This window comes from Heliobacterium chlorum, assembly GCF_014502795.1.
Classification (GTDB): domain Bacteria; phylum Bacillota; class Desulfitobacteriia; order Heliobacteriales; family Heliobacteriaceae; genus Heliobacterium; species Heliobacterium chlorum.
On record NZ_JACVHF010000012.1, the window covers coordinates 24855 to 50957 of the forward strand.

Annotated in this window: 33 protein-coding genes and 1 other annotated feature; all 33 genes read left to right on the top strand. The window is 53.1% G+C overall.

Features of this window, described 5'->3' with window-relative positions; all coding sequences use genetic code 11:
- The first annotated feature begins 16 nt into the window (after positions 1 to 16).
- The 33 genes from thyX (at position 17) to H1S01_RS12170 (ending at position 26081) form a co-directional block, all read left to right on the top strand.
- On the top strand, positions 17 to 706 hold the full coding sequence (gene thyX, locus H1S01_RS12010; protein WP_188040729.1) for an FAD-dependent thymidylate synthase: 690 nt from the start codon (positions 17 to 19) through the stop codon (positions 704 to 706).
- A gap of 1 nt (position 707) precedes the next feature.
- Positions 708 to 1496, top strand: a complete 789-nt coding sequence (rlmB, locus tag H1S01_RS12015; protein WP_188040730.1) for a 23S rRNA (guanosine(2251)-2'-O)-methyltransferase RlmB — start codon at positions 708 to 710, stop codon at positions 1494 to 1496.
- A gap of 13 nt (positions 1497 to 1509) precedes the next feature.
- Positions 1510 to 2031 carry an NYN domain-containing protein gene (locus H1S01_RS12020; protein WP_188040731.1) on the top strand — a complete coding sequence of 174 codons (522 nt, stop codon included), beginning with the start codon at positions 1510 to 1512 and terminating at the stop codon, positions 2029 to 2031.
- 151 nt (positions 2032 to 2182) lie between these two features.
- Positions 2183 to 2917 carry an RNA polymerase sporulation sigma factor SigH gene (gene sigH, locus H1S01_RS12025; protein ID WP_341479095.1) on the top strand — a complete coding sequence of 245 codons (735 nt, stop codon included), beginning with the start codon at positions 2183 to 2185 and terminating at the stop codon, positions 2915 to 2917.
- A 225-nt stretch (positions 2918 to 3142) separates the two neighbouring features.
- Positions 3143 to 3292 carry a 50S ribosomal protein L33 gene (gene rpmG, locus H1S01_RS12030; RefSeq protein WP_155476586.1) on the top strand — a complete coding sequence of 50 codons (150 nt, stop codon included), beginning with the start codon at positions 3143 to 3145 and terminating at the stop codon, positions 3290 to 3292.
- Between the two features lie 127 nt (positions 3293 to 3419).
- Complete coding sequence (gene secE, locus H1S01_RS21995) at positions 3420 to 3716, top strand: preprotein translocase subunit SecE (protein WP_341479096.1); 297 nt, start codon at positions 3420 to 3422, stop codon at positions 3714 to 3716.
- Between the two features lies 1 nt (position 3717).
- Positions 3718 to 4245, top strand: a complete 528-nt coding sequence (nusG, locus tag H1S01_RS12040) for a transcription termination/antitermination protein NusG (protein ID WP_188040733.1) — start codon at positions 3718 to 3720, stop codon at positions 4243 to 4245.
- A gap of 45 nt (positions 4246 to 4290) precedes the next feature.
- Positions 4291 to 4713: a 50S ribosomal protein L11 gene (gene rplK / locus H1S01_RS12045; protein WP_188040734.1), complete on the top strand. Its 423-nt coding sequence runs from the start codon at positions 4291 to 4293 to the stop codon at positions 4711 to 4713.
- Positions 4714 to 4786: 73 nt separating this feature from the next.
- Positions 4787 to 5494: a 50S ribosomal protein L1 gene (gene rplA, locus H1S01_RS12050; RefSeq protein WP_188040735.1), complete on the top strand. Its 708-nt coding sequence runs from the start codon at positions 4787 to 4789 to the stop codon at positions 5492 to 5494.
- Positions 5495 to 5549: 55 nt separating this feature from the next.
- Positions 5550 to 5727, top strand: a sequence feature (ribosomal protein L10 leader region).
- Positions 5728 to 5751: 24 nt separating this feature from the next.
- Entirely contained in the window at positions 5752 to 6282 is a 531-nt protein-coding gene (rplJ, locus tag H1S01_RS12055) for a 50S ribosomal protein L10 (RefSeq protein WP_188040736.1), read from the top strand.
- Positions 6283 to 6352: 70 nt separating this feature from the next.
- A complete protein-coding gene (rplL, locus tag H1S01_RS12060; protein WP_188040737.1) occupies positions 6353 to 6730 on the top strand; it encodes a 50S ribosomal protein L7/L12 in 378 nt (125 codons plus the stop codon).
- A 366-nt stretch (positions 6731 to 7096) separates the two neighbouring features.
- Complete coding sequence (rpoB, locus tag H1S01_RS12065) at positions 7097 to 10564, top strand: DNA-directed RNA polymerase subunit beta (RefSeq protein ID WP_188040738.1); 3468 nt, start codon at positions 7097 to 7099, stop codon at positions 10562 to 10564.
- 35 nt (positions 10565 to 10599) lie between these two features.
- On the top strand, positions 10600 to 14154 hold the full coding sequence (gene rpoC / locus H1S01_RS12070; RefSeq protein ID WP_279287001.1) for a DNA-directed RNA polymerase subunit beta': 3555 nt from the start codon (positions 10600 to 10602) through the stop codon (positions 14152 to 14154).
- Positions 14155 to 14405: 251 nt separating this feature from the next.
- A complete protein-coding gene (locus H1S01_RS12075; protein ID WP_155476579.1) occupies positions 14406 to 14657 on the top strand; it encodes a L7Ae/L30e/S12e/Gadd45 family ribosomal protein in 252 nt (83 codons plus the stop codon).
- 67 nt (positions 14658 to 14724) lie between these two features.
- The gene (gene rpsL / locus H1S01_RS12080; RefSeq protein WP_155476578.1) at positions 14725 to 15129 is read left to right on the top strand and encodes a 30S ribosomal protein S12; all 405 of its coding nucleotides are present in this window, start codon (positions 14725 to 14727) and stop codon (positions 15127 to 15129) included.
- 15 nt (positions 15130 to 15144) lie between these two features.
- Positions 15145 to 15615: a 30S ribosomal protein S7 gene (rpsG, locus tag H1S01_RS12085; RefSeq protein ID WP_155476577.1), complete on the top strand. Its 471-nt coding sequence runs from the start codon at positions 15145 to 15147 to the stop codon at positions 15613 to 15615.
- A 54-nt stretch (positions 15616 to 15669) separates the two neighbouring features.
- Complete coding sequence (gene fusA, locus H1S01_RS12090; RefSeq protein ID WP_188040739.1) at positions 15670 to 17745, top strand: elongation factor G; 2076 nt, start codon at positions 15670 to 15672, stop codon at positions 17743 to 17745.
- 86 nt (positions 17746 to 17831) lie between these two features.
- Positions 17832 to 19034: an elongation factor Tu gene (gene tuf, locus H1S01_RS12095; protein WP_188040740.1), complete on the top strand. Its 1203-nt coding sequence runs from the start codon at positions 17832 to 17834 to the stop codon at positions 19032 to 19034.
- 304 nt (positions 19035 to 19338) lie between these two features.
- The gene (rpsJ, locus tag H1S01_RS12100) at positions 19339 to 19647 is read left to right on the top strand and encodes a 30S ribosomal protein S10 (protein WP_155476575.1); all 309 of its coding nucleotides are present in this window, start codon (positions 19339 to 19341) and stop codon (positions 19645 to 19647) included.
- Positions 19648 to 19677: 30 nt separating this feature from the next.
- Positions 19678 to 20310 (top strand): 50S ribosomal protein L3, encoded by a 633-nt coding sequence (gene rplC, locus H1S01_RS12105; RefSeq protein WP_155476574.1) that lies wholly within the window; start codon positions 19678 to 19680, stop codon positions 20308 to 20310.
- A 28-nt stretch (positions 20311 to 20338) separates the two neighbouring features.
- A complete protein-coding gene (rplD, locus tag H1S01_RS12110; protein ID WP_188040741.1) occupies positions 20339 to 20962 on the top strand; it encodes a 50S ribosomal protein L4 in 624 nt (207 codons plus the stop codon).
- The gene (rplW, locus tag H1S01_RS12115; RefSeq protein WP_155476572.1) at positions 20962 to 21249 is read left to right on the top strand and encodes a 50S ribosomal protein L23; all 288 of its coding nucleotides are present in this window, start codon (positions 20962 to 20964) and stop codon (positions 21247 to 21249) included. The genes rplD and rplW overlap by 1 nt, the downstream gene beginning before the upstream one ends.
- A 29-nt stretch (positions 21250 to 21278) precedes the next feature.
- A complete protein-coding gene (rplB, locus tag H1S01_RS12120) occupies positions 21279 to 22106 on the top strand; it encodes a 50S ribosomal protein L2 (RefSeq protein ID WP_188040742.1) in 828 nt (275 codons plus the stop codon).
- A gap of 65 nt (positions 22107 to 22171) precedes the next feature.
- Positions 22172 to 22453, top strand: coding sequence for a 30S ribosomal protein S19 (gene rpsS / locus H1S01_RS12125; protein WP_155476570.1), 282 nt, complete (start codon positions 22172 to 22174; stop codon positions 22451 to 22453).
- A gap of 26 nt (positions 22454 to 22479) precedes the next feature.
- A complete protein-coding gene (gene rplV, locus H1S01_RS12130; RefSeq protein WP_155476569.1) occupies positions 22480 to 22872 on the top strand; it encodes a 50S ribosomal protein L22 in 393 nt (130 codons plus the stop codon).
- A 3-nt stretch (positions 22873 to 22875) separates the two neighbouring features.
- Positions 22876 to 23628, top strand: coding sequence for a 30S ribosomal protein S3 (gene rpsC / locus H1S01_RS12135; protein ID WP_188040743.1), 753 nt, complete (start codon positions 22876 to 22878; stop codon positions 23626 to 23628).
- Positions 23629 to 23631: 3 nt separating this feature from the next.
- Positions 23632 to 24066: a 50S ribosomal protein L16 gene (gene rplP, locus H1S01_RS12140; protein WP_155476568.1), complete on the top strand. Its 435-nt coding sequence runs from the start codon at positions 23632 to 23634 to the stop codon at positions 24064 to 24066.
- A complete protein-coding gene (rpmC, locus tag H1S01_RS12145) occupies positions 24056 to 24259 on the top strand; it encodes a 50S ribosomal protein L29 (protein WP_155476567.1) in 204 nt (67 codons plus the stop codon). The genes rplP and rpmC overlap by 11 nt, the downstream gene beginning before the upstream one ends.
- A 26-nt stretch (positions 24260 to 24285) precedes the next feature.
- A complete protein-coding gene (rpsQ, locus tag H1S01_RS12150) occupies positions 24286 to 24549 on the top strand; it encodes a 30S ribosomal protein S17 (RefSeq protein WP_170291880.1) in 264 nt (87 codons plus the stop codon).
- 25 nt (positions 24550 to 24574) lie between these two features.
- Complete coding sequence (gene rplN / locus H1S01_RS12155) at positions 24575 to 24943, top strand: 50S ribosomal protein L14 (RefSeq protein ID WP_188040744.1); 369 nt, start codon at positions 24575 to 24577, stop codon at positions 24941 to 24943.
- 19 nt (positions 24944 to 24962) lie between these two features.
- Positions 24963 to 25304, top strand: coding sequence for a 50S ribosomal protein L24 (rplX, locus tag H1S01_RS12160; protein WP_341479097.1), 342 nt, complete (start codon positions 24963 to 24965; stop codon positions 25302 to 25304).
- Between the two features lie 26 nt (positions 25305 to 25330).
- Positions 25331 to 25873 (top strand): 50S ribosomal protein L5, encoded by a 543-nt coding sequence (gene rplE / locus H1S01_RS12165; RefSeq protein WP_188040745.1) that lies wholly within the window; start codon positions 25331 to 25333, stop codon positions 25871 to 25873.
- A 22-nt stretch (positions 25874 to 25895) separates the two neighbouring features.
- Positions 25896 to 26081, top strand: coding sequence for a type Z 30S ribosomal protein S14 (locus tag H1S01_RS12170; RefSeq protein WP_170291878.1), 186 nt, complete (start codon positions 25896 to 25898; stop codon positions 26079 to 26081).
- The last annotated feature ends 22 nt before the right edge of the window (positions 26082 to 26103 follow it).

Here is a 26103-nt window from a genome sequence, read left to right on the forward strand (position 1 = left end):
ACGGAGCAATTAATTTATGGAAGTCAGCCTTATCGCTCATACACCAGAGCCGGAGCGAACCGTAGCTGCGGCGGCCCGGCTCTGCTATTCGCCCGATGATCCCCAGGCACTGCTCGAAGGTATGAACGAAGCAAGAGCTTTAGCTTTGCTGGACAAACTAGTGGCGATGGGTCATCTGTCGCCGTTAGAGCATGCCAGTTTTACCTTCTCGGTCAGCGGCATTTCCCGCGCCACGAGCCACCAGCTGGTCCGGCACCGTATCGCCAGTTACAGCCAGCGGTCTCAGCGCTATGTTCGGGAAAATGATTTTGATTATGTCATGCCCCCGTCCATCGCCCGGCAAGCGGAAGCGCGGGACAAGTTCGACCAACTGATGGGCACGATCGCCGGCGCCTACGCCGAACTGGCGTCGCTCGTTCCGCCGGAAGATGCCCGCTATGTGCTGCCGAATGCCTGTACGACTGCCATCGTATGCACCTTTAACACGCGCAGTTTATACAACTTTTTCGAGCACCGGCTTTGCCGGCGGGCCCAGTGGGAGATTCGCCAGGTGGCCGAGAAAATGCTCGAAGAAGTCCGAAGGGTGGCACCGAGGCTCTTTGCCGGTGCCGGAGCCCCTTGTGAAATGAAGGGGATTTGCCCGGAAGGGGCCATGTCTTGCGGGAAACTAAAATCTCTGGGCATGAAGAAAGTGGGACCGAAGTAGAATGAATAGAGACAGAGACAAGAAGTTCCCTCCTGTGGAAGAACGGGAGGATTTGCTAGCCGGACGCCAACCGATTTTGGAAGCACTGAAGTCGGGCCGTGCCATCAACAAGCTCGTCGTCGCTAAAGGGACTCGGGAAGGCTCCATTCGGGAGATCATCGCCCTCGCCCGAGAGCGGAAGATCCCCATCGTCGAAGTGGAACGGCTTGTTTTGGATAAGGAAGCGCGCCATCACCAAGGGGTTACGGCCCACGTAGCTCCCATCAAATATGTGGACGTTGAGGATATGCTGGAAAAGGCTAAAGCCAACGGCGAAGCGCCTTTTATTTTGATCCTCGACGGATTAGAAGATCCTCATAACGTAGGCGCTCTGCTGCGGACAGCCGAAAGCGCTGGTGTACACGGCGTCGTCATTCCGAAACGGCGCGGTGTTCCGATTACGAGCACCGTGGCCAAAGCGTCCGCCGGCGCTGTCGAACACGTGTCCATCGCACGGGTGACCAACCTTGTGCAGACGGTAGACCAATTGAAAAAAGCCGGTCTGTGGATCGTTGGCAGTGACGTATCGGCTCCCAAACCCTTTTATATGCAGGATTTCTCCGGACCCATCGGATTGATCGTCGGCAGTGAGGGAAAAGGCATCAGCCGCCTGCTCGCCGATAAATGTGACTTCCTGGTCTCCATCCCCATGGGCGGCCAGATGGGCTCGCTCAACGCTTCCGTGGCTGGGGCATTGCTGATGTACGAACGGGTACGCCAGAAACAGGTAGGCGCCGGCACTCCCCAATAAGGGGCATAGCTCTATGAAAGACATCCTGATCGTGGACGGGTACAATGCCCTCAACGCATGGCCCAACCTGGCCGGCCTGCGTACCCATAATTTTGAACACGCCCGCGACCGTTTGATCGATGCATTGGCCGAGTACGGGGCGGTAAAAGGGATGGAAGTCATCATCGTTTTTGACGCCCACCTCGTTAAAGGAGGGGTAGAACGGGTCGAACAGAGGCCCGGTATACAGGTCGTCTATACCCGGGAGGATGAAACGGCCGATCGGTACATAGAGCGAGTGCTGGGGCGACTCAAAAGAGCCAACATATGGGTGGCGACGGGTGACGCCGTGGAACAGTTCATGGCCTTAGGAAGAGGTGCCTGCCGTTTGCCTGTTCGAGAGCTGTATCACCAAGTGGAAACAGCGACCCGTGATCGGCGGCGAATGACCGACTCTGCTGTGGAGCGCAGCAAAGGCGATAACAGTCTGGACAGCCGCATCAGTGAGGATGTCCGGCAGAAACTGGAACGGATGCGACGGGGCCTTTTGTCCTAAAAGTGGCTAGATCCGGGCCGAGTCCTTGACGGTCAAAAACTCCTTCGGGTATAATGAGGTTGTTCCGAAGGGACAACCCGTTCCAGGTGGAACAGGGCTTCACACCAACCGGTGATATTACGGGGAAACTCTATAGGTGGGGGCGATAGGCGTGAGTGTGAATGCCCAGAGAGAATTGTTGGACGACTTTGAGCAACTCGTGGACGAAGAAGTCGTAGAACTGGCCAAAGAGGGCGACGAAGAAGCCCTGGAATACTTGATCAATAAATATAAGAACTTCGTTCGTGCCAAAGCCCGTTCCTACTTTTTAATCGGGGCTGACCGGGAAGATATCATTCAGGAAGGCATGATCGGACTCTATAAAGCGATTCGAGACTTCCGGTGTGATAAACTTTCTTCGTTTCGCGCCTTTGCCGAGTTGTGCATCACTCGTCAGATCATCACGGCCATCAAGACGGCGACGCGGCAAAAGCACATACCCTTGAACTCCTATGTATCGCTGAATAAGCCCATATACGACGAAGATTCCGATCGCACCCTGCTTGATGTCATCTCGGGAACGAAAATCACGGACCCCGAAGAATTGATCATCAGCCGGGAAGAGTTTGATGATATTGAAGAAAAAATGGGCGAAATCCTAAGTTCGCTCGAATGGAAAGTCTTGATGTCCTACCTGGAGGGCAAGTCGTACCAGGAGATCGCTGTCGACCTGAAGCGGCATGTCAAATCCATCGATAATGCACTCCAGCGGGTCAAACGCAAACTGGAAAAGTACCTGGAAAACCGCGATGAAGAACGAGCTGCTGCGGCCAACGGAGTTAAGGATAAAAGCCCGAACCGCGACATTCGCTTTTTAAGCAAAGACATCGTTGATGTGACGAAGTAAGACCACCCTGTACAGGGTGGTTTTTTTCTGGCCGTCCTTATATCTCGAGGGGAAGCGGGACATAATGTGTAGGAATACCTCTCCGCCCATAATCCGGAAGTTGCAGAAGCACCAGGGAACGTTGTTGACTTCCGGATTTGCTTATGCTAAAGTAATTTGGGTAATGGGTAAATTCGGACCACCCGGCTGGGTGGTTTTGTTAATCAAGCAGGGGAGGTGTCGCAGATGCGTGTCGGAGTTGCTCTGGCCTGCACCGAATGCAAGCGCCGTAATTACATGACCAACAAAAACAAGAAGAACGATCCCGATCGGATTGAACTGAAGAAATACTGCAAGTGGTGCAAAAGCCAAACGGTTCATAAAGAAACGAAGTAGTTTTTACTTAACTGAAGCAGTACAGACCTTCTGACGGTGTTTTTGTCCCTCAAGAGTCAGACCGTGGATGACGATATGTTGACCGCGGTGCCCTTGATGGTAATCGGTCAAAAGGAAGGGAGTTCCTGTGGGCGAAACAAAGAAACTGGAGAAGCCTGAAAAGGTCGAGAAAAGTGAAAAGGTGACAAAAGGTACCTCGACCAAGGAACCTGCCAAGAAGCCGGCAGCGGCTCAAAGTTCGTCGGCTCGATCCCAGGACTTTGCCAAGGGTGTAGCAAATGAGCTGAAAAAAGTGCATTGGCCCACCCGCCAGCAGGTAATCTCATACACCGGGGTAGTTATCGCATCTGTCGTCATCGTCGGTGTCGTGATTTTCTTGGTGGATGAAGCATTGGGACTCGCCTTAGGGCAGTTGATCAAGTAGCATGGACAAACAGTGGTATGTAATACACACCTACTCCGGCTATGAGAACAAAGTGAAAGCCAACCTGGAACGCCGGGTAGAATCGATGAACATGGAGGACAAGATCTTTCGCATCCTTGTTCCCATGGAAGATGAAGTCGAGATCAAAAACGGCAAGCGCAAAGTCACCAAGCGCAAAGTGTTTCCAGGTTATGTCCTCGTTGAGATGATTATGACCGATGATTCCTGGTATGTAGTGCGGAATACACCAGGGGTAACAGGGTTTGTCGGCCCGGGAACGAAGCCGATCCCCTTGCAACCCGGTGAGATGGCCTACATTTTGAAATCGATGGGTCTTGAAGACGCGAAAACGCGCCATGATTTTGAACTCAAGCAGAACGTACGCGTCATCTCTGGTCCCTTTCAAGATTTTATTGGGATTATCGAAGATATTCAACCGGAAAAAGGCAAGCTGAAAGTGCTTGTTTCCATGTTCGGCAGGGAAACCCCTGTGGAACTTGATTTTGCACAGGTTGAAAAATTATCATAATCAATAAAACTACCACAGATCAAGTTAAGGAGGTGGCATTATACAATGGCAAAAAAAGTTGTCGCAGTCGTAAAACTGCAATGTCCTGCAGGTAAAGCTAACCCTGCTCCCCCGGTCGGTCCGGCTCTCGGTCAGCACGGGGTTAATATTATGGCCTTCTGTAAACAGTACAACGAAGCTACGGCCTCCCAAGCAGGCCTGATCATTCCCGTTGAAATCACCGTTTACGAGGACCGTTCTTTCACTTTTGTCACGAAGACTCCTCCGGCAGCAGTTCTGCTGAAAAAAGCCGCCGGTGTTGAGACAGCTTCCGGTACCCCCAACAAGAAAAAAGTGGGTAAAGTATCGAAAGACAAAGTCAAAGAGATCGCTGAACTGAAAATGAAAGACCTGAACGCAGCTAGCGTCGAAGCGGCGATGCGCATGGTTGAGGGTACTGCCCGCAGCATGGGTATCGAAATCGTCTAAGCGTACTGTCTATCGGTCGAAAAGATTGTGGGAGGGGCCGCTAGGTTCCGCCTAACCACAAGGAGGAAAAATCATGCCGAAACACGGTAAGAAGTACCTGGAAAACGCAAAAATGGTGGACCGGGATACGGTTGTAGATGCTCCGGAAGCAATGGAAGTCGTCAAGAAAATGGCTACGGCCAAGTTCGACGAAACCATTGAAGCCGCTTTCCGTTTGGGTGTTGACCCCCGCCATGCCGATCAAATGATCCGCGGCGCTGTTGTTCTTCCCCACGGTACCGGTAAAACCCGCAAAGTGGCTGTCTTCGCCAAAGGCGACAAAGCCAAAGAAGCTGAGGCTGCAGGTGCTGATTTTGTCGGCGCGGAAGACCTCGTAGAAAAGATCCAAGGCGGCTGGTTCGATTTCGACGTAGCCGTTGCGACTCCCGATGTCATGGGTATGGTCGGTAAACTGGGCCGTGTGCTCGGTCCCAAAGGCCTTATGCCCAACCCCAAAACCGGCACGGTTACTTTTGATGTGGCTCGCGCCATTCAAGAGATCAAGGCTGGTAAGATTGAGTACCGCGTTGACAAGACGGGTATCATCCATGCTCCCATTGGAAAGGCTTCCTTTGATGCGCAGAAGTTGCTGGAAAACTATCAGGTGCTGCTCGACACCCTGTTGAAAGCCAAGCCGGCTGCTGCTAAAGGCCAGTACATCAAGAGCATTACCCTGTCTTCTACCATGAGCCCTGGTGTGCGGATCAACCCGCTCAAACCCCATGCCGTACAAGCTCAGTAGTTTTTAAACTTGACAAGTGGATGACTACTGGTTAGTATAGATAGTGCTGATAATTTGAAATTGAAAAGATTCGCTGAAGACAGCAGGTGCCGTAATCTTACGGCTTAAGGCGCAAGCGCCTGCCGAGGTGATTTGACGAAATAAACCGGTGAGAGATATAGATTTCTTACTTGGGATTGATTTGTCATGTCGAAGCCTCTGCTGTTGAAAGCGGAGGCTTTTCCGCTTTTCCCGAAAAAGGGGGTGAAATAGCCCGTATGACCACGAAAGCTGTAAAAGCAGAGTCCTTGGTGGAAATCAAAGAAAAACTCGGTCAAGCCCAGTCCTGTGTACTGGTCGACTTCCGGGGTATGACGGTGAAAGAAGCTACGGACCTGCGTAACAAATGCCGCGAAGTCGGTGTTGACTTCAAAGTCTGCAAAAACACACTGACCAGCATCGCTGCTGCTGAACTGGGAATTCAAGGACTGGATGTATATCTCGCTGGCCCCACTGCCATTGCCTTCGGTTTGACCGATGCCGTGGCTCCGGCCAAAGTCCTGACTGAGTTCGCCAAAACCACGAAAAACAAAAACTTCGCCGTAAAAGGCGGTGTCGTTGACGGAAAAGTCATCGATGCCAATGGAGTCAAAGCCTTGGCCGATCTTCCTTCTCGGGAAGTTCTGCTGGCTCAAGTCCTGGCCGGAATTCAAGGTCCCCTGGTCGGCCTGGTCAACGTGCTCCAAGGTCCGATTCGCAAGCTGGGTTACGCCTTGGAAGACCTGCGCAAGCAAAAAGAAATCGCCTAGTTGCCTGACGGTTAGCCGTCAACATAGTTCTAAAAAAATTTGATATTATCAAATGGAGGAATTCATTACCATGAGTAAAATCGCTGAAATCATCGAAGCGGTCAAAGGCCTGACCGTCCTCGAACTGGCCGAACTGGTCAAAGCTTTCGAAGAAGAATTTGGCGTAAGCGCCGCTGCCCCTGTAGCTATGGCTGCAATGCCTGCTGCTGCTGCTGCTGCTCCTGCTGTTGAAGAGCAAACCGAATTCGACGTTATCCTCAAAGCCGCTGGCGACAAAAAAGTGAACGTCATCAAAGTCGTTCGTGAAATCACCGGCCTCGGCCTGAAAGAAGCCAAAGACCTCGTCGATGGCGCTCCTAAAGCCGTTAAAGAAAAAATCGCTAAAGAAGAAGCCGAAAGCATCAAGAAGAAACTTGAAGAAGCCGGCGCTTCCGTCGAAGTTAAGTAATTTCAGCATCATAGACAAACCAGAAAAGCAGGGCGGACCCAACCGTCCTGCTTTTTTTACCTCGCCGAAGCTTTCCTTTCGTTGACAAATGGTACCTCTTGTGCTAAAATTATATCTTGCGATCGTACTTGTGTTTTGGGCGACCTTTCCCAACAGCAAGTACATAATCTGGAATATTTTGATGGTTGACAGGTTAGAATACCCGGATATGAGGGGGAACCTAAGGGTATGCCGATTGGGACTCGCCGGGGAGGGAGTCTGTTGCCGCATGTTAAAGAAGAAACCCAGTTTGACTAGAGGGTAGGGATAGACCCTCTCGCTGGTGTTTCTTTTGTTTTGCTATCACGAATCAAGAGGTGAATACGGATGGTATATCCTGTGCAATGTGGGCCACGAGAGCGTTGGAGCTTCGCCCGCATCCAGGAAGTCATGGACATGCCCAACCTGATAGAAATCCAACAAAATTCGTATCGCTGGTTTCTTGACGAGGGCTTGCGCGAGATGTTTCGCGATATCTCGCCCATTCAGGACTTCACCGGAAACCTGATCCTGGAGTTCATCGACTATTCCCTGGGGGAACCCAAGTATAGCGTAGAAGAGTGTAAAGAGCGCGATGTCACTTTCGCTGCTCCGCTGCGCGTCAAAGTCCGTCTGATCAATAAAGAGACGGGCGAGGTCAAGGAACAGGAAGTTTTCATGGGCGACTTCCCACTGATGACCGAAAAAGGCACCTTCATCATCAACGGTGCCGAGCGGGTTATCGTCAGCCAATTGGTCCGTTCGCCTGGCGTCTATTTTAATGAGACGACAGACCCGACGAGCGGCAAAAAAGTCTATGGGGCGACCATGATCCCCAACCGTGGTGCATGGTTGGAGTTTGAGTCCGATGCCAATGACAACGTCTATGTCCGTATCGACCGGACTCGAAAACTGCCGGCTACCGTATTGATCCGAGCGCTGGGCTATTCGAACAACGTTCAGGTCCATGAGCTCTTCGATGGTGACGAGCGTATCCGCATCACCTTAGAACGGGACAACACGGAAAACACCGAAGAGGCGCTCGTCGAGATCTACAAGCGACTCCGTCCCGGTGAACCGCCGACAGTGGACAGCGCCCGCTCGTTGCTAGATACGCTGTTCTTCGACCCGAAACGGTATGACCTAGCCAAAGTAGGCCGTTATAAAATCAATAAACGCCTTGGCTTGCAAATAGAAAAAGAGATTCGCCATCTCACCAAGGATGATATCATCGCCACAGTCCGTGAAATGCTCAAGCTGATGCAGGGCGAAGGCCATGCCGATGATATCGATCACCTGGGTAACCGGCGCTTGCGTTCCGTCGGCGAACTGCTGCAAAACCAGTTCCGCATCGGCCTGTCCCGGATGGAACGGGTCGTCCGAGAACGGATGACCATTCAAGACGTAGAAGTTATCACCCCGCAGGTGCTCATCAATATTCGTCCTGTCGTGGCGGCGATCAAGGAATTCTTCGGATCTTCCCAGTTGTCGCAGTTTATGGATCAGACGAACCCTCTCGCCGAACTGACCCACAAACGCCGTCTCTCTGCCCTCGGTCCTGGCGGTCTTTCGCGGGAACGGGCCGGTTTCGAAGTGCGGGACGTTCACCACTCCCACTACGGACGGATGTGCCCCATTGAGACGCCGGAAGGTCCGAACATCGGTTTGATCGGTTCCTTGTCCACATTCGCGCGGATCAACGAATTCGGTTTCATCGAGACACCTTACCGGAAAGTCGACAAAGAACGGGGTGCCGTGACCGAGCAGATCGATTACCTGACCGCTGATGAAGAAGATAAATTCATCGTCGCTCAGGCGAACGCACCCTTGGATGAAGAAGGACGCTTCGTTCAAAACAAGGTCAACGCACGCCATGGCCATGACATCCTCGTGGTGCCTGTGGAAATGGTCGATTATATGGACGTGTCACCGAAGCAGGTTGTATCGATCGCGACAGCTTTGATTCCCTTCTTGGAACACGACGACGCGAACCGGGCCCTCATGGGTGCCAACATGCAACGTCAGGCCGTGCCTCTGCTCCGGACCGATGCTCCCTACGTGGGCACCGGTATGGAATACAAAGCAGCGAAAGACTCCGGCGTCGTAGCCATAGCCAAGAAACCCGGTGTCATCGAACGGGTCACTGGTGATGAAATCATCATCCGCTCTGATGACGGCACGCTGGAACAGCACAAGCTGCTCAAGTTTTTGCGTTCCAACCAAGGCACGTGCATCAACCAGAAGCCCATCTGCCGGAAAGGGCAGCGGGTGGAAGCCGGCGACATCATCGCGGACGGACCTTCCACCGACCAGGGCGAACTGGCTCTCGGTCGCAACGTCCTTGTCGCCTTCATGACCTGGGAAGGGTACAACTACGAAGACGCTATCTTAGTCAACGAAAAACTCGTCAGAGAAGATTACTTTACCTCTATTCATATTGAAGAATATGAGTGCGATTCTCGCGATACCAAGCTCGGTCCCGAAGAGATCACCCGTGACATTCCGAACGTGGGCGAAGAAGTTCTCAAGGACTTAGACGATCGCGGAATTATCCGTGTCGGAGCCGAAGTTCGACCGGGCGATATCCTCGTCGGTAAAGTGACGCCGAAAGGCGAAACGGAACTGACGGCAGAAGAGCGGCTCTTGCGGGCCATCTTCGGTGAAAAAGCTCGCGAAGTCCGCGATACATCCCTTCGCGTACCTCACGGCGAAGCCGGCAAGATCGTCGACGTGAAAGTATTCTCCCGTGAAAACGGTGATGAACTGGCACCGGGTGTAAACCAACTGGTGCGCTGCTACATCGCCCAAAAACGGAAGATTTCCCAAGGCGACAAGATGGCCGGTCGTCACGGAAACAAAGGGGTTATCTCTCGCATCATGGCCGAAGCGGAGATGCCTTATCTCCCCGACGGCACGCCTGTTGAAATCGTCTTGAATCCGCTGGGCGTTCCTTCCCGGATGAACATCGGGCAGGTCTTGGAGTGTCATCTCGGCTGGGCATCGAAAAACATCGATCGGGGCTTGCTCGCCGACGGCGAACCGAGCGGTGAAAGAGGCATCCGTGTGGCCACGCCTGTTTTCGACGGCGCCACCGAAGAAGATATCTACGAATTCCTGACACAAGCCCGTCTGCCTGAATTGGCGGAGACAGCCATGTCTGACGCGCGGACCGAACACATGCGGGAGATCTTCCCGACCATTCCGCTGGGTAAAACTATCCTTTTTGATGGTCGTACAGGGGAACCCTTTGACAACCCGATTACGGTCGGATACATGTATGTGTTGAAACTGGCTCACCTTGTCGACGACAAGATCCATGCTCGTTCCACCGGTCCTTACTCGTTCGTCACGCAGCAGCCGCTCGGCGGTAAAGCTCAGTTCGGCGGACAGCGTTTCGGCGAGATGGAAGTTTGGGCTTTGGAAGCCTATGGTGCCGCCTATACCCTGCAAGAAATCCTTACGGTCAAGTCTGACGACGTGGTCGGTCGGGTGAAAACGTATGAAGCCATCGTGAAGGGTGAAAACATCCCTGAACCGGGTGTGCCTGAATCCTTCAAAGTCTTGATCAAAGAACTGCAGAGCCTCGGGTTGGATGTAAAAATCCTGTCCGAAGACGAGCGGGAAATCGAGATCAAAGAAGTGGAAGAAGACGTAGCGGAGACAGCCAAAGAACTGGGCATCGACATTCAAGGTGAAGAAAGACCAGAGGCTGACAACGTACCCAATCCGATCCCTGAGGAATCGGACGACGAGGAAGACTTGGATTTTGCGGCTGGCTTCCTGCAAGACGCCTTGGATGAGCTGGAGGAAGAGTAAGCCCGCGGGTGACGAACCGGAAGGGAGAGAAACCGTTGCTCGACGTCAATAATTTTGACCGTATGCGTATCGGTCTGGCCTCACCGGAGCTGATCAAGCAATGGTCGAGTGGAGAAGTAAAAAAACCGGAGACAATCAACTACCGAACCCTAAAACCGGAACGGGACGGTCTGTTCTGTGAACGGATTTTTGGACCGACCCGGGACTGGGAATGTCATTGCGGCAAATACAAACGGGTCCGCTATAAAGGCATCGTCTGCGATCGCTGCGGTGTGGAAGTAACCCGTTCGAAAGTCCGCCGTGAACGGCTCGGTCATATTGATCTGGCTGCACCGGTATCTCACATTTGGTATTTCAAAGGCATTCCCAGCCGTATGGGCTTGCTTTTAGACATGTCGCCGCGTTCCCTGGAAAAGGTGCTTTATTTTGTCGCCTACATCGTCATCGATGCCGGTGACACACCGCTGATGAAGAAACAACTGCTGACAGAGACGGAGTACCGGGAGCACCGGGAAAAGTACGGCAGCCGTTTCAAAGCCGGAATGGGCGCCGAAGCGATCAAAGATCTGCTCAGTGAGATGGATCTGGATCAACTCTGTGAAGAGCTGCGCCAGGAACTGAAAGAAGTGACAGGCCAACGCAAGGTGCGGGCCATACGCCGCCTGGAAGTGGTTGAAGCCTTCAAAAACTCCGGCAACCGTCCTGATTGGATGATCATGGACGTAGTCCCCGTCATTCCGCCAGAACTGCGCCCCATGGTTCAGCTCGACGGCGGTCGTTTTGCCACATCGGACTTAAACGATTTGTACCGGCGCGTGATCAACCGGAACAACCGCTTGAAGCGTCTTCTCGATTTGGGCGCCCCCGATATCATCGTCCGCAACGAAAAACGGATGCTGCAAGAAGCCGTGGACGCACTCATCGACAACGGACGGCGCGGACGTCCTGTCACCGGACCGGGGAACCGCCCCTTAAAGTCCTTGTCCGATATGCTCAAAGGCAAGCAAGGTCGTTTCCGTCAGAACCTACTCGGAAAACGGGTCGACTACTCCGGTCGTTCCGTTATCGTCGTCGGTCCTGACTTGAATCTCCACCAATGCGGGTTGCCCAAAGAAATGGCCCTGGAATTATTCAAGCCTTTTGTCATGAAGAAGCTGGTCGAAGACGGCCATGCCCATAACATTAAGAGTGCCAAACGGATGGTAGAACGCGTCAAAAATGAAGTCTGGGATGTCCTGGAGGACGTCATCGCCGAACATCCTGTTCTTTTGAACCGCGCCCCAACCTTGCACCGTTTAGGCATTCAAGCCTTCGAGCCGGTCCTTGTTGAAGGACGGGCGCTGCAGATTCACCCCCTTGTCTGTACGGCCTATAACGCCGACTTCGACGGTGACCAGATGGCTGTTCACGTCCCTCTGTCAGCGGAAGCCCAGGCAGAAGCGCGGAACCTGATGCTGTCGGCCCAGAACATCTTGAACCCAAAAGACGGCCGCCCTGTCGTCACCCCGACCCAGGACATGGTTATCGGTTCCTACTATCTGACGCTCGAACGGGAAGGTGCCCGGGGCGAAGGCATGGTCTTTGCTTCCATGGAGGAAGCGATCGCCGCCTATGAATCCAAATCGGTTCATCTGCAGGCGAAAATTCGCATCCGCCTTAACGACCGTGTTCGGGAAGCCCTGGAGTATGCGAAGCCGGAAGCGCGGACTGTCGATGAGCGGGGCCGCTTTACCACGACCGTCGGCCGGCTTATCTTCAATAACGTTATCCCGCCTCGAGTCGGCTATATCAACGAAGTCGTTGGCAAGAAGCAGCTCGGTGTCATCGTCGCCCGCTGTTATGACAAGCTGGGCATCGGCGAGACAGCCAAGATGCTCGACGGCATCAAAAAGCTCGGCTATCAGTACTCGACACGGGCCGGCGTCACGGTCGGCATTACGGACGTCGATGTTCCCGAAGAAAAGAAACGTCTCCTCAAAGAGGCTGAAGCCACCGTTGAAAAAGTCGAAGGACAGTATCGCCGTGGCTTGATCACCGAAGAAGAACGGTATCAGAAAGTCATCGACATCTGGAACCGGACGACCGATGATGTGACCCAGGCGCTCCTCAACACGTTGAGCAAATTCAATCCCGTCTACATGATGGCCACCTCTGGTGCCCGCGGTAACATCCAGCAGATCCGTCAGCTCGCCGGGATGCGCGGTTTGATGGCCGACCCTTCCGGTCGAATCATCGACTTGCCCATTAAAGCGAACTTCCGGGAAGGACTCACCGTGTTGGAATACTTCATCTCCACTCACGGCGCCCGGAAAGGTCTTGCTGATACAGCCTTACGGACGGCTGACTCCGGTTATCTGACCCGTCGTCTCGTCGACGTTTCGCAGGACGTCATCGTCCGTGAAGTCGACTGCGGCACCCACGAGGGCATTCCTGTCGAAGCGATTGTCGATGGCAAGCAAGTCATTGAACGCCTATCAGACCGCTTAGCCGGTCGCTATGCCATGGAAGATATCATCGATCCTGAGACCGGTGAACAACTGGCTCAGATCGGCGAAGAAATGTCTCAAGATCAGGCCGACCGGATTGAACAACTGATCAAGCAGCAAAAACTGCCTCACAACTCTGTATATATTCGCTCCGTCCTCACCTGTAAAACTCGTTACGGTGTCTGCCGGAAGTGCTACGGACGTAACTTAGCGACCGGTCGTACCGTTGAGATCGGGGAAGCCGTCGGTATCATAGCCGCCCAGTCCATCGGTGAACCGGGAACGCAGCTGACGATGCGTACCTTCCACACCGGTGGTGTTGCCGGTGATGACATCACGCAAGGTTTGCCGCGGGTTGAAGAACTCTTTGAAGCCCGGAAGCCAAAAGGCTTGGCCATCATCGCCGAAACGGACGGTATCGTCAAAATCGTCGATAACAAAGGGCGGAAAGACATCGATATCCAATCGGATGACGGCGAAACCCATCATTACGGGATCCCTTACAATTCCCGCTTAAAAGTGGAAGACGGACAAAGGGTACCGGCCGGTACGGAGATGACCGAGGGCTCTGTCAACCCCCACGACATGCTGCGGGTGCGCGGTATTCAAGGCGTGCAAACGTACTTGCTGCGGGAAGTCCAGCGCGTGTACCGTTTGCAAGGTGTTGACATCAATGATAAACACATTGAAGTCATGGTCCGGCAGATGATGCGCAAAGTCAAAGTGGAAGAATCGGGCGATACGGAACTGCTGCCAGGCGGTCTCATCGATATTGCTGATTTCGAAGCGGAGAACGTAAAAGCGATCGAACTGGGCAAAGAGCCGGCAACGGCTCGACCGATCCTTTTGGGGATCACCAAAGCCTCCTTGGCGACGGACTCCTTCTTGTCGGCGGCGTCCTTCCAAGAGACGACACGGGTACTGACGGAAGCCGCCATCAAAGGCAAAGTCGATCCGCTGCTCGGCCTCAAGGAAAACGTCATCATCGGCAAACTGATCCCTGCCGGTACGGGTATGTCCCGCTACCGCAATATTCAAGTTGTCACCGGTGAAGAAGACGTATTGGAAAACGACGAAGTCGAAACGGACGAATATCCAGCCTAAGCAGCTCTGTTCGCAGCCCCTAACTGCGACGAGCACAATGGTCCGGTAGTTTCTCAGTAAAGAAGGTGCGGGTATCGGTTGTTCGCTGCTTGCTTAAGGCGAGCGGTAACAATCGGTACACGCTCCCGGCCTTTTTGAAAACTCGTTTCCTCTATGCTGATATAAAAGCGATGTTAACAGCTTTTTTGTTGACACGCCCATTCAGAAGTGATACTATAAGCTAGTGTGTGATTCGTTAAAGGAGGATAACTATGCCTTTAGAGCGCTTGAAATCGGCACGGCAGCGAACCGTCGGGACCAAGCAAACCCTGAAGGCCGTAGAGAAAGGGCAAGCAAAGCAGGTGTTTGTTGCCGTCGATGCTGACCCTTATGTGATAAATCCTTTAATGAAGCTTTGTGAAGAAAAAGCGATCCCAGTCGTCAATGTAGATACGATGGAGGCTTTGGGCCAGGCTTGTCATATTAAAGTTGGCTGTGCCTCTGCTGCCATCATGGCTGAATAAGACAGATTTCTTCACTGACGATACGCATGGGTGAGTTGTAAGAATTCCGGGAAGGAGGTGCATGTTCATGCCGACAATCAGCCAGCTCGTTCGGAAAGGCAGAGAAGTTCTCGTAGAGAAATCGACTGCTCCGGCGTTAAAAGAGTGCCCCCAAAAACGTGGGGTTTGCACTCGTGTTTATACCACGACGCCGAAGAAGCCGAACTCTGCTCTTCGTAAAGTAGCCCGGGTCCGTTTAACCAACGGGGTGGAAGTCACCGCCTATATTCCCGGTATCGGGCACAACCTTCAAGAACACTCCGTTGTTCTGGTCCGCGGTGGTCGGGTAAAAGACCTTCCGGGTGTCCGTTATCACATCGTTCGTGGCGCTCTGGATACAGCCGGTACCCAAAACCGCAACCAGGCCCGTTCGAAATATGGAACGAAACGTCCCAAAAAAGGTGCTGCCACCGCAGCCAAAGGTAAAAAGTAAGAGGGGGAAAACTGAATGCCGCGTAGAGGCTCTGTCGCAAGGCGCGAAGTGCTCCCCGATCCTATCTACAAATCGAAATTGGTCACCAAGCTGGCCAATCAGGTTATGTTTGATGGGAAGAAAAGCACTGCGGAGCAAATCCTGTATGGCGCTTTCGACGTAATTCAACAAAAAACCAATAAAAACCCGATGGAAGTCCTTGAAGCTGCTATGAAAAACATCATGCCGCTTCTGGAAGTAAAAGCTCGTCGGGTTGGCGGTGCTAACTACCAGGTTCCGATCGAAGTTCGTCCTGACCGTCGTCAGACCCTGGCTATCCGTTGGCTCGTCAAATATGCCCGTGAACGGGCCGGCAAGACCATGACCGATAAAATGGCTGCCGAAATCATGGATGCCGCTAACAGCACCGGCGGTGCCGTGAAGAAAAAAGAAGACACACATAAAATGGCTGAAGCCAACAAGGCTTTTGCTCATTATCGCTGGTAAGAAAAGATATACGTCCCGCCAGGACCTGAAGTCCTATAGAAAGGGGGAACGAACGTGCCAAGGCAGTTTCCTTTAGACAAAACTCGTAACATCGGTATCATGGCTCACATCGATGCCGGTAAGACAACCACTACCGAACGGATTCTGTTTTATACCGGCAGGGTGCACAAAATCGGTGAAGTTCATGATGGCGCTGCTACCATGGACTGGATGGTGCAAGAGCAAGAGCGCGGCATCACCATCACCTCTGCGGCAACCACCTGCCAATGGCGCGGGCATCGGATTAACATCATTGATACGCCCGGCCACGTGGACTTTACTGTAGAAGTCGAACGTTCCCTGCGGGTATTGGACGGGGCCGTCGCCGTATTTTGTTCAGTCGGCGGCGTAGAACCTCAGTCGGAAACCGTGTGGCGACAAGCTGACAAATACGGTGTACCCCGTATTGCCTATATCAACAAGATGGACCGGACCGGCGCTGACTTCTTCCGCGGCGTTTCCATGATCAAGGATCGCCTCGGAGCGAATGCGGTACCGATTCAGCTGCCCATCGGCTCAGAAGACCAGTTCAAAGGCATCATCGACCTGGTCACCATGAAAGCCATGATTTACGTCGACGACCTGGGTAAAACCAGTGACGTCTCGGAAATCCCTGAAGATCTTCTCGAGATCGCCAACGAATACCGTGAAAAAATGGTAGAAGCCGTTGCCGAAAGCGACGAAGAACTGATGATGAAGTACCTCGAAGGGGAAGAGTTGACAGAAGAAGAGATTCGCAATGGCCTGCGCCAAGGAACTCTTGCCGTCAAATTCACACCTGTTCTTTGCGGTTCTTCCTTTAAAAACAAAGGCGTCCAGCCGCTGCTCGATGCTGTCGTCGAATACCTGCCTGCGCCGATCGATATCCCTGCGGTGAAAGGGGTCAACCCTGACTCTGGGGAAGAAGATCAGCGCGATGTATCGGACGATGTGCCCTTCTCGGCCCTGACTTTCAAAATCATGGCTGACCCTTACGTAGGTAAACTGGCCTTCTTCCGGGTATACTCCGGCAAATTAGCGGCTGGTTCCTATGTATTCAACTCCACAAAGGGTAAAAAGGAACGGATTGGCCGTATTCTTCAAATGCACGCCAACCACCGGGAAGAGATTGCTGAAGTTTACACCGGCGACATCGCCGCGGCGGTCGGTCTGAAAGATACGACCACCGGCGATACGCTCTGTGACGAAAAATCTCCCATCATCCTTGAGTCGATGGACTTCCCGGAACCTGTTATCTCTGTGGCGATCGAGCCTAAGACGAAAGCAGACCAAGACAAAATGGGTATCGCCCTGCAGCGTCTTTCGGAAGAAGATCCGACCTTCAAGATGCATACGGATCATGAAACTGGCCAAACGATCATCTCCGGTATGGGTGAACTTCACCTGGAGATCATTGTAGACCGGATGCAACGGGAGTTCAAAGTGGACGCGAACGTCGGCCGCCCTCAAGTTGCATACAAAGAAACCGTCCGTGGCAAAACGAAGGCCGAAGGCAAGTTCGTCCGCCAGTCCGGTGGTCGTGGTCAATACGGTCACGCCGTCATCGAGATCGAACCGCTCGAAGCCGGTCAAGGCTACGAATTTGTCAATAAAATCGTCGGTGGCGTCATTCCTCGTGAATACATCGCCCCGATCGATAACGGTATCCGCGAAGCGGCCTTAACCGGTGTGTTAGCTGGATATCCGACCATCGACTTCCGCGTTACTCTGGTCTTTGGTTCTTACCACGATGTGGACTCCTCTGAAATGGCCTTTAAGATCGCTGGTTCCATGGCTTTCAAAGAAGCTGCCCAAAAGGCGAAACCGGTCATTCTTGAACCCGTCATGAAAGTGGACGTCACCGTCCCTGAAGAATACATGGGCGACGTCATCGGCGACATCAACTCTCGTCGTGGCCGCATTGAAGGTATGGAAGCCCGGGGCAATACCCAAATCGTTAAAGGCTTTGTGCCGCTGTCTGAAATGTTTGGCTATGCGACCGACCTCCGTTCCCGGACACAAGGCCGCGGTCAGTATATCATGCAGATCAGCCATTACGAAGAAGTACCCCGGAACATCGCCGAAGGCATTATCGCAAAACGGCAAGGCTAAACCGCCTGCGGGTGGTTTTCGCCAGATAGAGGGTGGCTCAGCCACCCCACAACACTGAAATCCTGAAAAGGAAGGATGAGTGCAAAATGGCAAAAGCTAAATTTGAGCGTACTAAGCCGCACGTAAACATTGGTACCATCGGTCACGTTGACCATGGCAAAACCACCACTACCGCTGCCATTACCCTGGTTCTCTCCAAAGTCGGTGGAGCTTCTTTCAAGAAGTATGATGAAATCGACGCCGCTCCGGAAGAGCGTGAGCGCGGTATTACCATTAACACCGCCCACGTCGAGTACGAAACTGACACCCGTCACTATGCTCACGTGGACTGCCCTGGCCACGCTGACTACATCAAAAACATGATCACCGGTGCTGCACAGATGGACGGCGCTATCCTCGTTGTCTCCGCTGCTGACGGCCCCATGCCCCAAACTCGTGAACACATCCTCCTGGCCCGTCAGGTTGGCGTTCCTTACATCGTTGTTTGGCTGAACAAAGCCGACATGGTTGATGACGCCGAACTGATGGAACTGGTTGAGATGGAAGTTCGCGAACTCCTCTCCTCCTACGAATTCCCTGGCGACGATATTCCCATCGTTGCTGGTTCCGGCCTGAAAGCCCTCGAATGCGGTTGCGGCCAACGCTCCTGCGAATGGTGCGGTAAAGTCTGGGCTCTGATGGACGAAGTCGACAAGTACATCCCCACTCCGGAACGTGCTACCGACAAGCCCTTCTTGATGCCCGTGGAAGACGTCTTCACCATCACCGGTCGTGGTACCGTTGCTACCGGTCGGGTTGAACGGGGTCAAATCAAAGTCGGTGAAGAAGTTGAACTGGTTGGTCTTGCTGAAGCCACCCGTAAAACTGTTGTCACCGGTGTTGAAATGTTCCGCAAGCTTCTCGACTTCGCTCAAGCTGGCGACAACATCGGCGCCCTGCTCCGCGGTGTAGACCGTAAGGACATCGAGCGCGGCCAAGTTCTGGCTAAGCCCGGTTCCATCAAACCCCACACCAAGTTCACCTCCGAAGTGTACGTCCTCTCCAAAGAAGAAGGCGGCCGCCACACTCCGTTCTTCAACGGCTATCGGCCCCAGTTCTACTTCCGGACGACCGACGTCACCGGTTTTGTTCAACTGCCTGAAGGCGTTGAAATGTGCATGCCTGGCGACAACATCAAAATGGTTATCGAACTGCAAAAAACCATCGCTATCGAAGAAGGTCTCCGTTTCGCTATCCGCGAAGGCGGCCGGACTGTTGGCGCTGGCGTTGTCACCGGTATTATCGAGTAATCGATAGGCTTTTCAAAACGACCGGGTACCCTGTCACCAGGCGCCCGGTCGTTTATTTACGTCTAAAATGTGATTTTTTCTAAATTTATTTTATAAACTCTTGCATTTTAGAACGATCGATGATAAACTTTCATATTGTGGGTTGGCTTTGCGATGAAGCGAAAGGTTGCCCAACTAACCCTAGGATAGATGGGCTCTACTACCTTTGTGTCATTTGAATAGGACACACCCGAGGGCGTTGTTGGGGTAATTTTCGTGGAGAAGGTCCGTATTAATCGGGCGACTAAAGGAGGGACTTACCTAAATGGGTAAACAAAAAATTCGGATTCGCCTTAAGGCATTCGATCATCGGATTTTAGACCAGTCTTCCGAAAAGATCGTTGAAACTGCCAAGCGGACAGGCGCTGCCGTGTCCGGTCCGATTCCGCTGCCGACGGAGAAGAGCATCTACACCATCTTGCGCTCTCCCCACGTCAACAAGGACTCGCGTGAGCAGTTCGAAATGCGCACCCACAAGCGCCTCATCGACATCCTCGAGCCGAACTCGAAAACTGTCGACGCGCTCATGCGCCTGGACTTGCCGGCAGGCGTGGATATTGAAATTAAACTCTAATGGCTTGTCTAGAGATGGGAGGTGTCATCGTTGCCTAAAAAAGGACTTCTCGGCCGGAAAATTGGCATGACGCATGTTTTTGCCGACAACGGGGTGGCGGTTCCTGTAACTGTTATCGAAGCTGGCCCCTGCGTCGTCGTAACGAAAAAGACCATGGAGAAGGACGGCTACGAAGCCATCCAACTCGGATTCGGTGACGTTCGTGAGAAACTCCTGAACAAACCGAAAAAAGGTCACCTGAAAAAAGCAGGCGTACGCCTCGTGCGGACTCTGCGCGAATTCAAGGTCGACAGCATTGATCAATACACGGTTGGACAAGAACTGAAAGCCGACCTCTTCGCCGCTGGCGAACTGGTTGACGTCGTCGGAACCTCCAAAGGTAAAGGTTTCGCTGGCGGCATTAAACGGCACAACTTCAACCGCGGACCTATGGCCCACGGTTCCAAATACCACCGTCGTCCTGGTTCTGCCGGTGCAAAAGGACCGGCTCGGATCTTCAAAGGACGCAAAATGCCTGGCCGTATGGGACATGAACGGGTCACCGTTCAAAAACTGCAAGTCGTTCGCGTCGACGCAGAACGCAACTTGCTCCTGATCAAAGGTGCGATTCCCGGTCCGAAACGGGGACTCGTCATGATCAAGAGTTCCGTAAAAGCCAAGTAACCATCCCCCGGAGAAAGGAGGACCTGAAATGCCGAAAGTAGCCGTTTATAACGTCGAAGGCAATCAAGTCGGCGAACTCGACTTGAATGACGAGATTTTTGGTATTGAACCGAACGAACATGTGATGCATCAGGCTGTGGTGACCCAACTGGCCGCCTGGCGGCGGGGTACTCACAAAGTCAAGTCCCGTGGCGAAGTCTCCGGGGGCGGTAAAAAGCCCTGGAGACAAAAAGGAACTGGCCGAGCCCGTGCTGGTACCAGCCGTTCCCCCCTGTGGCGTGGCGGTGCCATCATCTTTGGACCTCAGCCTCGCGACTACACCATTTCCATGCCGAAAAAAGCCCGCCGCTTGGCCCTGAAATCGGCCCTGTCGGACAAGGTCAAAACCGGCAATCTGATCGTTGTGGACACACTGGACATGGAAGCTCCGAAAACGAAAGCCATGGCAGGTATCCTCGACAAGCTGAACGTGGAACGCAAGGCACTGTTGGTGACTGCAGACATCGATGAAACCATCTTCAAGTCTGCCCGCAACATACCTGGCGTCTCTCCTGTCGAAGCAGTGGGAATCAACGTCTATGACATTCTCAACCATGACAAATTAGTCATCACCAAGGATGCCGTAGCCAAAGTGGAGGAGGTGTTCGCTTAATGCGCAGCCCATATGATGTGGTGAAAAAACCGGTGATCACCGAACGTTCCATGGACTTGGCTGGCGAGAACAAGTACACCTTCGTCGTTGACCCTAACTCGAATAAAATCGAGATCAAATATGCGGTGGAAAAACTCTTCAACGTCAAAGTCCTCGATGTCCGCACCATGAACGTCAAAGGTAAACCGAAGCGCATGGGCAAATACGCCGGGCGGACTTCCGACAAGAAAAAAGCCATCGTCACGCTGGCCGATGGCGATAAGATCGAAATCTTCGAAGGCGTCTAAGCTCGGCCGGACTGAAGGAGGGAAATCCAATGGCTGTTAAAAAGTTCAAGCCGACCTCGCCTGGCGTCCGTCAGATGACGGTTGCGAACTTTAACGAGATCACCAAGACCCAACCGGAGAAGTCCTTGGTCGAACCCCTTAAGAAGAATGCCGGTCGTAACAACCAAGGCAAACTGACGGTTCGTCACCAAGGCGGCGGCCACAAACGCATGTACCGGATCATCGATTTCAAGCGGACCAAAGACAGCATCCCTGCTAAAGTGGCCGCAATCGAATACGATCCGAACCGCTCTGGCCGTATCGCACTGCTCCACTATGCCGATGGTGAAAAGCGCTACATTATCGCTCCCAACGGATTGAAAGTGGGCGACACCATCGTCTCTGGTCCTGATGCAGATATCAAAACAGGCAACTGCTTGCCTTTGAAAAACATCCCCGTCGGTACTTTGATCCACAACATCGAAATGCGCCCTGGTAAAGGCGGTCAAATCTGCCGCTCCGCCGGTGCTGCTGCTCAGTTGATGGCCAAAGAAGGCGACTACGCCACCCTGCGCTTGCCTTCCGGCGAAATGCGCAAAGTGCTCGTCGAATGCCGCGCTACCGTCGGTCAGATGGGCCACCTGGAACATGAAAACATCACCATCGGTAAAGCCGGCCGGAAACGCTGGATGGGCATTCGCCCGACCGTTCGCGGTGTCGTCATGAACCCCGTCGATCACCCCCATGGTGGTGGCGAAGGCCGTTCACCGATTGGACGCAAAGCACCTGTTACCCCCTGGGGTAAAGTGGCTATCGGCGGCAAGACTCGCAAGAAGAAAAAAGCTTCCGATAAACTCATCGTTAAACGCCGTAAGTAAGGTGTGTTCGTGAAGACCATATATGGCTTCACAACTGCACCTGAGACCAGAAGGGAGGATCGCGCATGAGCCGTTCTCTGAAAAAAGGACCTTTTGCTGACAGCTATCTGTTGAAAAAGGTTGAAGAATTAACTCAAAAAGGCGAGAAAAAGGTCATCAAGACCTGGTCCAGACGGTCGACCATATTTCCGCAATTTGTCGGTCATACCTTCGCTGTTCATGACGGACGAAAACACATCCCCGTCTATGTAACCGAAGACATGGTTGGACACAAACTCGGTGAATTCGCCCCGACCCGGACCTTCAAAGGCCATGCCGGTTCGGAGAAATCCAGCCGTCTGCGCTAGGCCAACGGAGAAGAGGAGGAAGGCCAATGGAAAGCAAAACCGCCCAAGCAGTGGCCAAGTACGTCCGCACCTCTCCCCGGAAGGTCCGCAAAGTGGTTGACCTCATTCGGGGCAAGGCTGTCGCTGACGCATTTGCCATCTTGAAATTCACACCGGTTAAAAGTGCCGCAGACGTCAGCAAAGTGCTGAAATCTGCCGTCGCTAACGCCGAACACAACTTTGAAATGAATGTTGCGGACCTCTACGTACAAACTTGCTACGTCGACCAAGGTCCCAGCATGAAACGTATCAGCCCCCGCGCGCAAGGTCGGGCGGATGTCATCAAAAAACGGATGAGCCACATCACCATCGTTGTGGCCGAAAAGCCCGCCAAGCCTGTTGCCGCTAAGAAAGCTAACGCCGGCACAAAGGAGGGATAACCAGTGGGTCAAAAGGTCAATCCCAAAGGTTTGCGGATCGGCGTCATTAAAGACTGGGATGCCCGGTGGTTCTCTCAAAAGAACTACGTCGAACTGCTGCATGAAGACCTGAAAATCCGGAAGTACGTCAAGAAAAAACTGTACGCTGCCGGTATCGCCCGGATCGAAATCGAACGGGCCGCCAACCGCGTCAAAGTGACCATCCACACTGCCAAACCCGGTATCGTCATCGGTCGGGGCGGCGCAGAAGTGGAAGTCCTGCGCAAAGAGTTGGAAAAAATGACTGGTCGCGCAGTCAATATTAACATTGCAGAAATCAAAAAACCCGAAATGGACGCTCAACTGGTTGCGGAAAACGTGGCTGCCCAATTGGAAAAGCGCGTATCCTTCCGTCGTGCCATGAAGCAGTCTGTCGGTCGGACCATGCGCCTCGGCGCCGAAGGGATCAAAATCATGGTCTCTGGTCGTCTGGGCGGCGCGGAAATCGCTCGTACCGAATGGTATAACGAAGGGAAAGTGCCCTTGCACACCCTGCGCGCCGACATCGACTACGGTTTTGCCGAAGCGAAAACCACCTATGGCATCATCGGTGTCAAAGTGTGGATCTACAAAGGCGAAATTCTGCCCGGTGCCAGAAATAAAGCCGCGGAAGCCCCAGAAACTGCCGAACGTCCCGAACGTCACGACCGTCGTGACCGCCGGAATCGCGGCGACCGCCGGGCTCCTGCCAACGCCGCTGCGGAAGGAGGGAAATAGACCATGCTACTGCCGAAACGTGTGAAATGGCGCCGTGTCCATCGGGGACGCCTGAAAGGCAAATCCAAGGGCGGCAATGCCGTAGCTTTCGGTGAATACGGTCTGCAGGCCCTGGAACCCGCATGGATCACCAGCCGTCAGATTGAGGCCGCTCGTATTGCAATGACCCGTTACATCAAACGGGGCGGCAAAGTATGGATCAAGATTTTCCCCGACAAGCCGATTACGGCGAAACCGGCGGAAACACGGATGGGCTCCGGTAAAGGCTCTCCTGAATACTGGGTCGCCGTTGTCAAGCCTGGTCGCATCATGTTCGAACTGGCTGGCGTACCGGAAGACATCGCTCGGGAAGCCCTTCGCTTGGCAATGCACAAGCTGCCCATCAAATGCAAGTTCGTAAAACGCGAGGAAGTGGGTGGTGAAGCTAATGAAAGCTAAAGAACTTCAAGATTTGAGCACGGAAGAACTCAACAAGAAGCTTGTTGACTTCAAAGATGAACTCTTCCGCCTCCGCTTTCAACTTGCTACCCAACAGTTGGAGAATCCGATGCGCATTCGCGAAGTTCGCAAGAACATCGCCCGGACTCAAACTGTCCTCCGTCAACGTGAACTTCAAGCCATTAAGGCCTAGCCGTGGTTGGTAAGGAGGTAAATGCAGTGTCCGAACGCGCAGAACGCAAGACTCGTATCGGTAAAGTCACCAGCGATAAAATGGAAAAAACCGTTGTCGTTGCTGTTGAGAGCCGCATCCAACACCCGCTCTACGGCAAAACCGTGAAGCAAACCAAGAAATTCAAAGCCCATGATGAGAACAACGAGTGCAAAATGGGCGATATCGTAGAGATCATGGAAACCCGTCCCCTGTCCAAAGAGAAGTGCTGGCGGGTCGTCCGAATCGTAGAGAAAGCAGTTATCGTGTAAGACCACGGCATAGGAGGAGATCCTCGTGATCCAGCAGGAAACTCGACTCCGCGTGGGTGATAACACTGGCGCGAAAGAGTTGTTATGCATCCGTGTAATGGGCGGCTCCTTCCGGAGATATGCTTCCGTGGGAGATATCATTATCGCTTCCGTTAAAGAAGCAACGCCCGGCGGCGTGGTTAAAAAAGGGGATGTCGTCAAAGCCGTGGTTGTGCGTACCCGCAAATCGATCAAACGGCCTGACGGCTCCTACATTCGCTTCAGCGAAAACGCCGCAGTTATCATCAATGATCAAAAGAACCCACGGGGCACCCGTATTTTCGGGCCTGTAGCCCGTGAACTCCGGGACCGCGACTTTATGAAGATTATCTCCCTGGCCCCGGAAGTACTGTAGGGCGGAGGTGAAATGCACCGTGGCCAACCCGAAGGTGAAAGTGCACGTCAAAAAAGGAGACCTCGTCCAAGTGATCAGCGGTAAAGACGCTGGCAAAAAGGGCAAAGTGCTCCAAGTGATTCCTGATAAACATCGCGTCGTTGTTGAGAAAATCAACCTCGTCAAGCGCCATACCAAACCGACGCAAGCCAACCCGCAAGGCGGCATCATTGAAAAAGAGGCTCCCCTGGACGCCTCCAACGTGATGATCTTCTGCTCCAAATGCGACCGGCCCGTTCGGATTGCGAAGAAGTTCCTGGAAAACGGCGAAAAAGTACGTATCTGCCGCATTTGCGGAGAAGTACTCGATACAGATAAGTAACCCTCGTCAGAGAGGAGGTCAGCAGTTTGGCCCGACTGAGAGATAAAATCCAAAACGACGTTAACACTGCCATGATGCAGAAGTTTGGATATAAAAACGTCATGCAAATTCCCAAGCTGGAAAAAGTGGTCATCAACATGGGTCTCGGTGAATCGATTGCGAACCCGAAAGCCCTCGATGCCGCTGTCGGCGACCTGACCAAGATCACCGGTCAAAAACCGGTCGTAACTACGGCCAAAAAATCCATCGCCGGCTTCAAGCTTCGGGAAGGTATGAAAATCGGTTGCAAAGTGACCCTGCGTGGGGAGCGCATGTTTGACTTCGTTGACAAACTGGTCAGCGTATCCCTGCCCCGGGTTCGCGATTTCCGCGGCGTTAGCCCGAAATCCTTTGACGGCCGTGGGAACTACACCCTGGGTCTCAAAGAACAACTGATTTTCCCTGAAATTGAGTACGACAAAATCGATCGTCTGCGCGGGATGGACGTCACCTTCGTTACAACCGCCAAGACCGACGAAGAGGCCCGTGAATTCCTTCGGCTGATCGGAATGCCATTCCGCGCCGAATAAGGCAAGTACAGGAGGGAAACTCGTGGCAAAGACATCCATGAAAGTGAAACAAAGCCGTGACCCCAAATTTTCAGTTCGTGCGCACAATCGTTGCAAGATTTGCGGACGCCCTCATGGCTACATGCGGAAATTTGGGATGTGCCGGATTTGCTTCCGAAACCTGGCCTACAAAGGGGAACTCCCCGGCGTGACCAAGGCCAGTTGGTAAAGATACACGGAAGGGGGTTCCA